Genomic DNA, 11892 nt, shown 5'->3' on the forward strand with positions numbered 1-11892 from the left:
TCTCCTCGGCGACCTGTTTCACCGGCCGGTTCGTGGACAAAACAAGCCGCACAGCATCCTCACGGAAAGCCGCATCGTATTTTCTTCTGGGCGTGGTCATCTGAACTGAAGCTCCCATCAAGCTGTCTCACAAAACCATACGACCGCAGTATGACCCGCACGGTGAAATGCACAATGGCGGGTGGATTACTGCAACTCGTTTGCCCTGGATATCGGTGTACCGCGAGATACAGCGGCGCACCACTCAAAGAGTTCGCCGCTGCTCCGTCCTTGGAGCAGTGGCCTTATGCGTCACCCCGCGCCCGCTTCAGATCCTTCCGCAACCCGCGGTTGTCTTCCTTGAGTCCGCGGTTGTCTTCCTTCAGCCCACGATTGTCCTCGGTCAGCTCCCGGTTGTCCTCGGTCAGCTCCCGGTTGTCCTCCGTGAGCCCCCGGTTCGCGGCTTCCAACTCGAGCACCAGTTTCACGCCGGCGAGGTTCAGCCCGTCGTCCAGGAGCGCGCCAATCCTGCGCAGCGTCGCGAGGTCCGTTTCGCTGTAGCGGCGGGTGCCGCCGTCGGTCCTTTTCGGGGTGAGCAGCCCTTTGCGTTCGTACAGGCGGAGGTTTTGCTGGCCTGTACCCACCAGTTCGGCCGCGACGGAGATGGCGTAGAGGCCAAGACCGTCCCGGTCGGCTGTGTCACGGGTGCCAGCGCCGTCCGCCTCTGGGGGCGCACCGCCGTCGTGATCCAGCCGCTCGGTGTCGCGATCACCAGCCATGCAAACCTCTCAAAAAATCTCTGAAAAATCCTCTTGCATCACTCTCTCACCGGTGCTATAAAAAATCTATACCAGCCAACACAGAACTGGAAGGCTGGCACGACAACAAAACCGCATCAAGATCTGAAGGAGTGAGAACCAAATGCTGATGCGCACAGACCCGTTCCGCGAATTCGACAGGCTCGCCCAACAGGTTTTTGGCACAACAGCACGCCCTGCAGGCATGCCGATGGATGCTTGGCAGGAGGGCGAGGAATTCATCGTTGCACTTGATCTCCCCGGTGTAAGCCCTGACTCGGTGGAGCTGGATGTCGAGCGTAACGTCTTGACGGTCAAGGCAGAACGGAAGTCGCCTGCAGGTGAGGATACCGAGATGATTGCTGCTGAGCGCCCCCAGGGCGTCTTTAGCCGGCAGTTGATCTTGGGTGACACCCTGGATACCGATGGCGTCCAGGCAAGCTACGACGCAGGTGTGCTGACACTCCGCATCCCCGTCGCCGAAAAGGCAAAGCCACGGCGCATCGAGATCTCGTCCAACAGCCAACGGCAGGAGATCAACGCCTAACCACAGCTGCTCCGCTGGAGCTCCACCCGGGGGTGGCCAACCCAGCGGAGCGTCAGACCGGGAGCTTCGGATCGGCCGCAGCATCGGAAAAGAGGGCGCAGGCTTCGTGCCACGCCACAGCGCTTGTTGCGCAGAGGAAAACGCGGCCCCTGACGTTGTCTCCCGATTGATGGCTCCCGGCCCGTGCCGGGGGCCATCGCCAAATCCGTTGCACTTATCCGGAACCAGCAGTGAGCAACAACCAACCCGACCACTACGCGATCCTGAACGTGGCTCCCAGCGCGACAGCCCGTGAAATCACCCACGCCTACCGCTCGCTGCTCCGTACCCACCACCCGGATACCCGCAAAAAGTCCGACGACGGCGACACCACCAAAGCGGCCGACCTCCAGAAACTGCACGCCATCATGCAGGCGTATGTTGTGCTCTCGGATCCGGCGAAGCGCAGTGCGTACAACCGAAGCCGGCGTATGGGTACGTCGTCGAGAGCTTCGTCAGGGTCGACTGGTTCCACAGGTAAGCCGGTAAAGGTCCGCATCCATAAAACGCAGTCCCCAGCTGCTGACAGTCAAAAGGAGCAGCAGCCTCTCGTCTTCGGCCCGGTCCACTGGGAACCGCTGCCCAGGACAACCCCCGGATTCACCTCGCCCAAAGTCCGAAGGAGATACCTATGAGTGCCTGGCGCTCGTACGACAGCCATCTGATGCCCGCGTTCTACGAGCGATTCGAGAGTCGCTGGGGAAAGGGCACGGCGCCGTTCCTGGATCCGGAAGTTCACGAGCAGCCCATGCCGCGCGCTCAATGGATCAATGTCGACACTGGTGCGGCTGTGGCAGTGGTCCCTATTTGGACGGACGATCCCGAACACCGGTCCTTTGGCGTCTTCTACCTTCCCCCGGCCGGGGATATTTGGATCCTCCGTCCAGGGCCCACGATGTTTGTCGAACCTGGCAAGGGCGGGAGCAAAGAGCAGGTCTCCCTGCGGAACGACGCCTTCAAGAAGGCAGTCCATCACGCGAAGGAATTCATCTACGGGCCGCAGCCTTAGGGGTCCTTACCCGCTGCGGGCCAGCCCGAGGTCAGAATTCCCGCAGCACATCCGGGAGTTCGTCCACGTAGACGGTCTGCGGCGGTTCGAAATAGATCACCAGCACCCTTTCACCCACAGGAAAGATGCTCGTCTTGTCGAACGGGTAGGCAAAAAACGCGCTGGTACCGCCATGGAAGGGGAGCATGACCTCGCCAATGGTGCCTGGCGCGATGGTCCCGGTGACCCTTCCGATCTTTCCCGTGAGGCTCCGATTGACCTCTCTATGCATCTGAGGCCGCATCTGACGACTTAGCCGGCGGCGACTTCACGGCAGTGGGCCGGGTTGGCTGTGCAGGCGGTCGGCTAACTCCGTTCCCCTTCAATGCGGAAGCCAGGGAGGGCAGGAAGCTGCCAACCTGGGACAGGATCCCACCCACCATGCTGTTTAGTCCGTCGCCGCCATTGAGGACTGTCAGCTGCCCGATGCGCGAGAAAGGTTCTGCGGCGGCCGAAACGATGGCGGGCATGTTTTCCGCGATCTGCTGGTTGATGACAGCTTCCTGGTTTGTCTCCAGTGCTTCACCACGGGCTTTGATACCTTCGGCCTCAGCCAACGCCTTGGCCTTCACTGCAGATGCTGCCGCATTACCGCGGGCAGTCGTTGCAGCTGCCTCGGCCTCACCGGTCACACGCGTTGCGCCGGCCATTGCCGCCGCAGCTCCCGCATTGGCTTGGGCCTCGAGTTCAACGCGCCGGGCGTTTGCCTGAGCGTCGAGTTCGATCCGCTTCGCGAGGGCCTCAGCAGCACTGATATCAGCGGCCTTCTTCGCTTCAGCTTCGGTCCTCTGTGCGTAGGCCTTGGCGTCGGCAGGCTTGCGGATGGTGGTTTGCAGCTTTTGCTCTTCGCGGTCGGCCTCAAGCTTGGCTACCTCGGTCTCCTGGACCACCACTTGCTGCCGGGCAGTGGCATCGGCCAGCGGCCCAGCCTGGGCAGCGTTGGCGCGGGCCTGCTCAGCATTCGCCTGCGCTGCAGATTGCTTAATGGCGGACAGGCTTTGGGCATCAGCAATCAGCGCCGCAGCTTCCGCTTCCTTCTCAGCCGCCTCACGGTTGCGGGTTGCCTCGGCGATGCGGGCCTCCATCTTGACCTGGGCAATGTGCGGTTTGGCCAGGTTCTGGATGTAGCCCGTCGGGTCCTGCAGGTCCTTGATCTGCAGGGAATCCACCACGAGGCCAAGCTTCTCCATCTCCACGCCACTGGCGCTGCGGACCAGGGAGGCGAGCTTGTCGCGCTCGCGGATGATCTCCTCAACAGTCATGCTGCCGATGATCGAACGGAGATGCCCTTCAAAGACGTTGTAGACCTGGCTCTCCATCTTCGGCTGCTGTCCCAGGAACCTTCGCGCAGCGTTCGCGATGAACGGGGGAGCGTCGCCGATCTTGTAAATCACCACGCCGTCCACAATCACCTGAATGCCCTGGGACGTCACACATGAAACTTTGAGTTCTGTTTCATTCAGCGTCAGCGCAAGGGTCCGGACTGTTTGCAGCCCGGGAACTACTAGAGCGCCCTTGCCCGTGACGATCTTGAAATCCATGCCGTCGGTATTTTCGAGCGTGCCGCGGGTCAGCCCCGAGATGATCAGGGCCTCGTTCGGTTCCGCCACTTTCCACATCGCCTTTGTTGCCAGCCATACGAAGCCGATGACAACGATCACGCCAAGAATGCCGGCGATCAAGGGGAAAAATGCCGAGAGGTCGTTCATTGACCTTGTCCCTTCAGACGATGTGAACCGGCTTCATCCGTTGACCCCCATAGGCCATGTGCCTGTTCGTGTACACAGTCTCGTTGGGCTGCAGCAGGGAAGTCCAGCACATTTGTGCGTCATTTGTGCCACGACGCCGAGCCAAGCCGCGGGAGCCGTCCCACCCCACCCAGCCACCCGCCGTCGAGCATTAACAAAAGAAGGCTGGTGCAACCTTTGGAGAGAATCCGTAGGTGGCTGCACCAGCTGCTAGTACGACTTTCTGTTATTAGTTGTGACACCTGTTCATTGGCCGCTCCTAGTTCCCGGCTTCTATTGTTTCCGGGCCTTTTTATCGTCTGTGAAGTACTGGGCGAACATCCAACCGGCGGCGATCATCAGGATGCCCAGCACCATGTGGGACCAGTTGTCCACGGAGTTCAGGGACAGGAAGTTGGCTGCCGAGTCCACGCCGACGCTCAGTCCGTAGATGCTCAGCACGATGTACAGGGCGCCGAAGCCCATCAGGAAGTTTCGTGCACCGTGTGCTGTGCGGGACATTGCCCAACCCGTAGCGCCTATGGCCAGTTGCACAAGGTTGAGCAGCATGGATACCTGGAACACGCCAAAGAGCATCGCGTGAGAGTTCGGGCCGAAGAATTGCAGCTCCGAATACTGCATGGTGATGCCCGGAATGAATCCCAGGACGCCAACCAGCGCGAGCACGGCACCCACACCTATGCCAACAACCTGGATGTCTTGCCGTCCAAAGTGGACACCGCGTGCATGTGAAGCAGACGTACTCATGTGCTCCTCCAGTCACCCCTTTGCGAACATCTCCCATTTTACGACCGGTTCACGCAAAAAGCGCTGGAATTGGCGGTATTACAGGGCGCCTGCCGAAGGAGCGCCGCCTACCGTGGCACGATAGGACACGATGAAACTGCGCGCTGATCAGACCGGAAACCGTGGCCTCCCGATGCCCCTTTGGCTACAGGGTGGTTTGGAAGCGGCACAGGCAGCCTTCATTTCGGCCATCGTTGTTGTGCTTCCGCTGGTGGGTGTGTGGGCCACCGACGGGTTCCAGAACCGGAACGTGGACTTCCTGGCGCGTCTGGCTGGGCAGGCGTGGCTGCTGATCCACGGTGTTCCGCTGACCTTGGCACAGGTCAACATAGGCACAGCCGGCCAGCCCGGAACGGGTCTTCTTTCGTTGATTCCCCTGGGCCTGACGCTCATTCCGTTCCTCCTTGCATGGCGGGCGGGGCGACGACTTGCACGCGCTTCCTATACGGACCAGCTGTGGCAGGCCTTCATGGGCGCCTGCGTTGTATACGCCGCGTTCGGGACGGCCACAGGATTCGTATGTCGCACACCCGAAGTGGTCATTAACCTGTGGTTCGCCATGACCATCCCGTTGATCTCGTTCGCACTGGGCCTGGTGGTCGGCGCCCGACGCGAGGCCGGCTCCTGGAGCAGGCTCATCGGCGTGGACGCCGTCGCCTGGATCGCCAAGACAAGCCAGCACTCGCGGTGGGCAGGCTCCTACGTCGGCTCAGCGCTGAAAGCCGGATTCGTTGCGACCATGGCCGCTGTTTGTCTCGCTGCAGTGCTGTTGGCCGTGGACATCGTCTGGCACTGGACGGACATCATCGCGGTTTACGAAGGTCTCCAGGCCGGCGCTTTAGGCGGGGCCGTCCTCACGATCGCGCAGCTCGGATTCCTTCCCAACCTCGTGGTCTTTGCTTTGGCATGGTCTTCCGGGGCTGGCTTCTCGCTTGGCGTCGGCTCGCACGCCGGGCCGCTGGGCACCGCCGTCGGGCCCCTGCCTGCCGTCCCCATTTTTGGTGGGCTTCCCTCCGGACAACTCGACGCCGGGCCCATGGCTCTCGCCCTCCCCGTGGTTGCGGGGATCATGGCCGGCTGGTGGTTCCTCCGCGAAGGCGAAAACCACTTCGATGAGTGGCTCTCCATCAAAATCAAGGCCCGCTGGTTCACAGCCGCGGCGTCCACCTTGTTCCTGGGCGCGTTCATCGGCGCTGTCGCCGGGGTCTTGAGCGGTGCACTCGCATGGGTTGCACGGGGTTCTGCCGGTATCGGCCGGCTCACGGAAATCGGACCCCACCCGCTGTGGACGGCAGTCTGGCTGGCCGCCGAGGTGGGCATCGGCGTCGTGATCGGTTACGCAGTGGGGCCCTGGCTGGAACGCCGCCAAAAGCTGCGCGAGGCGAACCTTGACGAAGTAGCGTTCGACGACGAACACGCCTGAGCGGGTTGGTTAGCGGACCGGACCCGGCATCGAGTCCTCAAGCTGCGTGAGGCACTGCGTTTTGGCCGATTCCGTCAGGGCTGAGCGAGCGCAATCCTGATACGTGGTGACTTGTTTGAAGAAGAGCACAGACGTCAGAATCAGCAGGCACATGACCGCCGAAACCACGAGTCCTGAGATGGTGCCGAACAACACCAGCCGGGGATGCTTGTACTTCACCGAACGCACCAGGACGACAATCCCCAGCACCAAACCTGCGATCGTCAGGATGGCACTCAACCACACGTAGTTCACGTTCAGGGAGAACACGAAAAACGATCCCAAAGCCGACAAAAGGAAAGCGCGGAACAGGATCTGTGTCACGCCGAAAGCGGACTTTTCCGCGGCGGTGCGGGGTTGCTGGCTCGGCCTGGGACGGACGTCGGGATTCATGTTTTCCAGCCTACGCGAGCCGCCCATAAGCTAGTGCAATGCGCATTGTTGTCCTCGTGTCCGGTACTGGTTCCAATCTTCAGGCTGTCATCGACGCCGTGAAGTCGGGTGAACTGGATGTCGAGATCGCCGCTGTGGGTGCGGACCGCCCCGATACCTACGGTGTGGAACGCTCCGACGAGGCCGGCATTGAGACCTTCGTGGTGAACTTCAACTCGTTCGAAACCCGCGCCGAATGGGACGCAGCCCTCCGTGACAAGGTCCTTTCTTATAACCCGGACGTGGTGGTGTCCTCCGGTTTCATGCGGATCGTGAGCGCCGAGTTCATCGAGGCCTTCAACGGCAAGTACGTCAACACACACCCGGCGCTGTTGCCATCCTTCCCTGGCGCCCACGGTGTCCGCGACGCCATGGCTTACGGCGTGAAGGTCACCGGCTGCACGGTTCATTGGGCCGACGCCGGTGTGGACACAGGACCCATCATTGCCCAGGAAGCCGTGTCCGTCCTGCCGGACGATTCCGAGGAAACCCTCCACGAGCGCATCAAGGTAGTGGAGCGCCGCCTGCTGGTCCAAACGCTGGCGAACCTCGCCGCTGCTCCCAAGTAGGGGACGGCACCCAACTAGGGGACAGCAAACGTCGCAATGAGCACTCATAGGAACAAGTGCTGTCCCTCAGTTTCCTGACGCACATGATGGGTTGTGGATAACTCCACACGCCCTCGTCAGATTTGCCAGCATGGGTTCATGAAGATCCCGCGGCCGTTGCCTGAGCCTTTGACCTCGAAGCCGTTCACCCGGCAGGAAGCCCTCGACGCCGGCGTAACCGTTGGGCGTTTACGCTACAGAGATTTGGACTCACCAAGCCGCCAAATCCTTGTTCCCCATTCGATCGAAGGACCCGGTCTGACGGATCGCGTCCGGCCTCTGACTCTCGTAACACCATTTTCGGCCGCATCCCACGCGACGGCCTTCCTGTTGTGGGAGTTCCCGGGATTCCTGCCGGGTAGCCACGAGCCAGCAGTGCACATTTCAAGACCGGACACCATGGGTAGACCGCGACGAAGAGGTGTAGTTGGGCATAAGGGCCAGTTCTTTGAGGACGAAATCGTAGTCCTCGACGGCATGTACATCACCAGCCGTGCCCGGACATGGCTCGATTGCGCCCGCAAGATGGACATCAACGAGATCACTGTCGTTGCGGATCATTTGCTGCGTATACCGAGGCCGAAATTCGAAGGACGCAGTTCGCCGTACTGCACCATGGATGAGCTTGAAGAAATGCTGGACCGGCACTGGGGGACACCGGGTATTCGCAAGGCCCGCCTCGCTTTGGAACAAGCCTGCGTGGGTGCCGACTCTGCCCCCGAAACGAGGCTGAGGCTGGCGCTCAAGTGGGCTGGCCTGCCCACAGCTGAAGTCAACGTGCCCACTGAGTTGAGTGCCGGCGTCGTGCGTCAACCGGATTTGGCCTATCGCGAGCAGCGCGTTGCCGTCGAGTACGAGGGCGTGGGCCATTCCGATCCGGAGCAGGTCGTGCGGGATATTGCCCGCGAGGAGGACTTCACTCGGGCAGGGTGGATCCTGGTCAGGATATCCAAGCGTCACATGACCAACGACGCGAGGTCCGCTGTGGCCAAGGTCCGGAGGGCGCTCGAAGCCTGCGGCTGGTCGCCCAAGTAGGGGACAGCACCTGTCGCACTGAGGGCCCAGTGCAACGTGTGCTGTCCCCTAGTTGGGGAGAGCGGGGCACGCTACTGCAACACGCGCTGCTTCGTCTCGGGGGCGAAGAACGCCATCCACAAAACCGAGAGCAGGACCAGCCCGCCGGCCATCGCGAACGACTGCGCCAAGCCGAATTCCGGCCAGAAGAACGAGGCGAACACCAAAGGCCCGAAGCCTGCACCAACCCGCGAGAATGTCGATGCCCAGCCGAAGCCCGAGCCACGGAGTTCCGTGGGATACAGCTCGGACACGTAGGCGTAGAGGACAGGGATCGCCACCTGGACCACGAAGCCGAAGACCAGCAGCCAGAACACGGCGGCTTGCGGCACGTCCACTACAAACGCGACGATCACCAACGTCAGCGCGGAAAGCGGGCCGGTGACGGCGAGGATCCACTTACGGCCCACCCGCTCCACCAGCAGCGCGGCGGCCACCACGCCCAAAAGCCCGACGGCGGCCATCCCGGCTGTGGTGACGAAGGCCTTGTATTCCTCGAAACCGGCACCAATGAGGATCCGGGGCATCCAGGTGAGAGACACGTAGTAGACCAACAGGATGCTGAAGAACAGGGCCCAGGCGGCGGTCGTGATTTTCCAGTTGAACGTCCAGATCCTGCGCAGCTGTTCCCACGCGCTGCCGGGGGAGAGCCTGGGTGCGGCTTGGGGTTCGGGCAGGCTGTACGCCCGGGGTGAAGCGCCGGTGGCCTCCACCAAAGAATCAATCACGGCTGCTGCCTCAGTCCGCCGGCCGGCCCGAATCAGGAACAACGGAGACTCGGGAACACTGCGGCGCACCCAGAAAACGAGGAGCGCAGGCAACACCATAATCAGCATGGTGAGCCGCCAGTCGCCGAAGGCAGCAACGAGTCCAGCCGAGATGAAGCCACAAAGCGCCGCGCCCACGGGCCACCAGCCATCCATCGCCGTGAGGACCCTGCCCCGCTGCTTGCGCGGCGTGAATTCACCCACCAACGCGTAGTCCACCGGGATGCAACCGCCCAGCCCGAACCCTGCCATGAAGCGGAAGATGCAGAACCACACGATGTCAGGGGCGAAGGCGCCCAGCACGGTGAAGATGCTGAAGATCAGGAGGGTGGCCGTGAATGCCTTCTTGCGCCCGATGGTGTCGGCGATGGTTCCCCACGCGAAGGCGCCCACGGCCATGCCGATCAGGTTGGCCGTGCCGATCCACGCAGCGTCAGCCGGCTGCAGTGACCAATGCTTGGACAGCAGCGGAATGAGGATGCCGTTGAGCGTCACGTCCCACGCATCGAACATGAACCCCAGGCCACCGATCACGAAGATCCTGCCTTGGACCTTCCACCGCCACGGCAGTTCCTGCACAACTTGCTCGCCGCTGGGCACGGCTGTGTATGTATTCATCTGCCCTCCTGCATGCAACTTTATGCGCTCGGGCCAACACCGCCGTTCGGATTACTTCTGGTTTTCGATCGCCCTCCGCAGGAAACCGCCGGCTTCTTCCAAAGCACTCTTGGCCTGAGCTGGTTCGATGCCGGTCAGCAGCACCAGGATGGCCGCTTTTACAGAGCCGTTGACCGAGTCCAATGCGGCTACGGCTTGATGCGCGTCCACGCCAGTCGCGTGCTGCACTGTTCGTTGCGAGCGGGCCAGGAGTTTCTCGTTGGTCGCGCGCAGGTCAACCATCAGGTTCCCGTACGTCTTGCCGAGCTTCACCATCACGAGGGTGCTGATCATGTTGAGGACAAGTTTCTGCGCAGTCCCGGAGTTCAGCCTGGTGGAGCCCGCAATGAACTCCGGTCCCACAACCACCTCAATCGCCACGTCCGCCAGATGGCTGACGGCCGAGCCCTTATTACACGCCAGCGACGCCGTGAACGCCCCTTTCTTCCGGGCCTCTTCCAGCGCGCCGATCACGTAAGGCGTTCGGCCGGACGCAGTAATACCCACGACGGCGTCCGCTTCCGTCACGTTAATATCGTGCAGGTCGCGCGCGCCCGCGGTCGCGTTATCCTCGGCATATTCCACCGGCTTCTGGATCGCCTGGACGCCCCCTGCGATAAGTCCGACGACGAGTCCCGGCGGGGTGCCGAACGTCGGCGGGCACTCGCTCGCGTCGAGCACACCCAGACGCCCGGCCGTTCCAGCCCCCACATAAAGAAGGCGACCCCCGCGCTGGAGTCGCTCCGCAACGGCGTCGACCGTTTGCACAATCGCAGGGCACGCCGCCTTAACCGCAGCGTGGACTCCTGCACTGTGGGCAAGCATTGCCGCGACGAGTTCCTCCGTGCCCAGGATGTCCAGCTCGCTCAGGTTCTCAGCCGCGGCTTCGGTCTCCAGCCCGGCGAGTTCCGTGCGCAGGCCCGCGAGCCTGTCCGCGTCAGTGGGGCTAGTCGGGCCAGTTTGTTCCGTCACGGTGGATGTACCTTTCCTGGATGAGCCCGCGGCGCGTCGCAGCGAGGGCAGCACCGTCCAAGCCATCGCCCAACGGGGCCACCACCTCAATCCCAGCCGAAGCAAGGGACTTCCGCAAGAGCTCCGCGAAGAACCCGGAGCTGACCACTCCACCCAGCAAAGCAACACGGCGTGAGCCGGACGAATCGTCACCCGCAGCCAGCTGCACCGTCTTGGTCAGGATGCGGCAGGCCTCGTCCACAATGACATTCGCGACGGCGTCACCCGCCTCCGCTACGTGCAGAACCAGCGGCGCGAATCGGGCCATTGCCCGGTAAGGGTTTTCGACGGATGCGAGCCAGCCCGGGAGCATTTCGGGGGAGTCAACCAGAGCCCCTGCCGCAGCCGAAAGCGACGTGGCCGGGCCGCCGTCGTGCGCTTCCAAAACTGCCTGAAGCCCTCGCTGGCCGATCCATCGGCCGCTGCCACGATCGCCAAGATAGGGTCCCCAACCGTCGGCACGATGAAGGATCCCGGCTTCGTCGAAACGGAAGGCAACTGCACCCGTGCCCACGATCAGCGTGGTGCCCGGCGCGCCCTGGAGGGCTCCGAGTTGGGCTGCGGTAGCGTCCGAAAGCACTGCTGCGGGGACGCCGAAACGTTGGGCCAACATGGTGGCGAGCTCGCGGGACTTCTCCGCAGAAGCCTCAACGCCGGCAACTGCTGCGCCGATCCCCGTCAGCGTGCTGACAGGGAGGCCCTGGGGGAGCATCGAGACCGTCTCAAGCAGGAGGTCGAAAGCGATGGTGGGGCCGTTGTCCATGTGTACTCCGGGAAACCCGTGCTGGTCGGCTGAGCCCAATAGTTCGGTGCCCCTGCGCAGTTCCACTCGGCAACGGCTCTTCCCTAGATCGGCGGCGAGAACGACATCGGTGGCTTCCATGGATCAACCCTATGTTGTGGGGCCGAAACCAGCGCGCCAGCGAAACACGATAAA

General features: G+C 62.2%; 14 protein-coding genes. 6 read left to right on the plus strand and 8 right to left on the minus strand.

The genetic code is table 11. The annotated features are described in order from the left end of the window. Positions 1 to 284: 284 nt before the first annotated feature. Positions 285 to 758: a MerR family transcriptional regulator gene (locus tag AB4Z15_RS06820; RefSeq protein ID WP_442016666.1), complete on the minus strand. Its 474-nt coding sequence runs from the start codon at positions 756 to 758 to the stop codon at positions 285 to 287. 142 nt (positions 759 to 900) lie between these two features. Between AB4Z15_RS06820 and AB4Z15_RS06825 the strand changes: the two genes are divergently transcribed. The 3 genes from AB4Z15_RS06825 (at position 901) to AB4Z15_RS06835 (ending at position 2371) form a co-directional block, all read left to right on the plus strand. After that, complete coding sequence (locus AB4Z15_RS06825) at positions 901 to 1323, plus strand: Hsp20/alpha crystallin family protein (RefSeq protein ID WP_431118929.1); 423 nt, start codon at positions 901 to 903, stop codon at positions 1321 to 1323. 230 nt (positions 1324 to 1553) lie between these two features. Next, on the plus strand, positions 1554 to 1997 hold the full coding sequence (locus AB4Z15_RS06830) for a J domain-containing protein (RefSeq protein ID WP_442016667.1): 444 nt from the start codon (positions 1554 to 1556) through the stop codon (positions 1995 to 1997). Then, entirely contained in the window at positions 1994 to 2371 is a 378-nt protein-coding gene (locus AB4Z15_RS06835) for a hypothetical protein (RefSeq protein WP_442016668.1), read from the plus strand. Before AB4Z15_RS06830 ends, AB4Z15_RS06835 begins: the two co-directional genes overlap by 4 nt. A 31-nt stretch (positions 2372 to 2402) precedes the next feature. On the opposite strand, the gene AB4Z15_RS06840 is transcribed toward AB4Z15_RS06835, so the two are convergent. The 3 genes from AB4Z15_RS06840 to AB4Z15_RS06850 form a co-directional block, all read right to left on the minus strand. Then, positions 2403 to 2642, minus strand: a complete 240-nt coding sequence (locus tag AB4Z15_RS06840) for a hypothetical protein (protein ID WP_442016669.1) — start codon at positions 2640 to 2642, stop codon at positions 2403 to 2405. Beyond that, complete coding sequence (locus AB4Z15_RS06845; RefSeq protein ID WP_442016670.1) at positions 2635 to 4119, minus strand: flotillin family protein; 1485 nt, start codon at positions 4117 to 4119, stop codon at positions 2635 to 2637. Before AB4Z15_RS06845 ends, AB4Z15_RS06840 begins: the two co-directional genes overlap by 8 nt. A gap of 312 nt (positions 4120 to 4431) precedes the next feature. Then, the gene (locus AB4Z15_RS06850; RefSeq protein WP_442016671.1) at positions 4432 to 4905 is read right to left on the minus strand and encodes a DUF4383 domain-containing protein; all 474 of its coding nucleotides are present in this window, start codon (positions 4903 to 4905) and stop codon (positions 4432 to 4434) included. Between the two features lie 130 nt (positions 4906 to 5035). Here AB4Z15_RS06850 and AB4Z15_RS06855 point away from each other — a divergent pair, with 130 nt between their 5' ends. Beyond that, positions 5036 to 6367 carry a cell division protein PerM gene (locus AB4Z15_RS06855; protein ID WP_442016672.1) on the plus strand — a complete coding sequence of 444 codons (1332 nt, stop codon included), beginning with the start codon at positions 5036 to 5038 and terminating at the stop codon, positions 6365 to 6367. A gap of 9 nt (positions 6368 to 6376) precedes the next feature. Here AB4Z15_RS06855 and AB4Z15_RS06860 read toward each other — a convergent pair whose 3' ends face one another. Continuing rightward, positions 6377 to 6826, minus strand: a complete 450-nt coding sequence (locus tag AB4Z15_RS06860) for a hypothetical protein (protein ID WP_442002578.1) — start codon at positions 6824 to 6826, stop codon at positions 6377 to 6379. 11 nt (positions 6827 to 6837) lie between these two features. Here AB4Z15_RS06860 and purN point away from each other — a divergent pair, with 11 nt between their 5' ends. Then, the gene (gene purN / locus AB4Z15_RS06865) at positions 6838 to 7407 is read left to right on the plus strand and encodes a phosphoribosylglycinamide formyltransferase (protein WP_442016673.1); all 570 of its coding nucleotides are present in this window, start codon (positions 6838 to 6840) and stop codon (positions 7405 to 7407) included. A gap of 138 nt (positions 7408 to 7545) precedes the next feature. Further along, on the plus strand, positions 7546 to 8481 hold the full coding sequence (locus AB4Z15_RS06870; protein WP_442016674.1) for a hypothetical protein: 936 nt from the start codon (positions 7546 to 7548) through the stop codon (positions 8479 to 8481). A 71-nt stretch (positions 8482 to 8552) separates the two neighbouring features. Here AB4Z15_RS06870 and AB4Z15_RS06875 read toward each other — a convergent pair whose 3' ends face one another. From AB4Z15_RS06875 to AB4Z15_RS06885, 3 genes are read right to left on the minus strand one after another with little or no spacing between them, the layout of a single operon-like run. Further along, entirely contained in the window at positions 8553 to 9905 is a 1353-nt protein-coding gene (locus tag AB4Z15_RS06875; protein WP_442016675.1) for an MFS transporter, read from the minus strand. Positions 9906 to 9956: 51 nt separating this feature from the next. Then, positions 9957 to 10916, minus strand: coding sequence for an N-acetylmuramic acid 6-phosphate etherase (gene murQ, locus AB4Z15_RS06880; RefSeq protein ID WP_442016676.1), 960 nt, complete (start codon positions 10914 to 10916; stop codon positions 9957 to 9959). Continuing rightward, on the minus strand, positions 10891 to 11838 hold the full coding sequence (locus AB4Z15_RS06885; protein ID WP_442016677.1) for an N-acetylglucosamine kinase: 948 nt from the start codon (positions 11836 to 11838) through the stop codon (positions 10891 to 10893). Before AB4Z15_RS06885 ends, murQ begins: the two co-directional genes overlap by 26 nt. Positions 11839 to 11892 lie beyond the last annotated feature (54 nt).

It is taken from the genome of Paenarthrobacter sp. 2TAF44 (genome assembly GCF_052114885.1).
Lineage (GTDB): Bacteria > Actinomycetota > Actinomycetes > Actinomycetales > Micrococcaceae > Arthrobacter.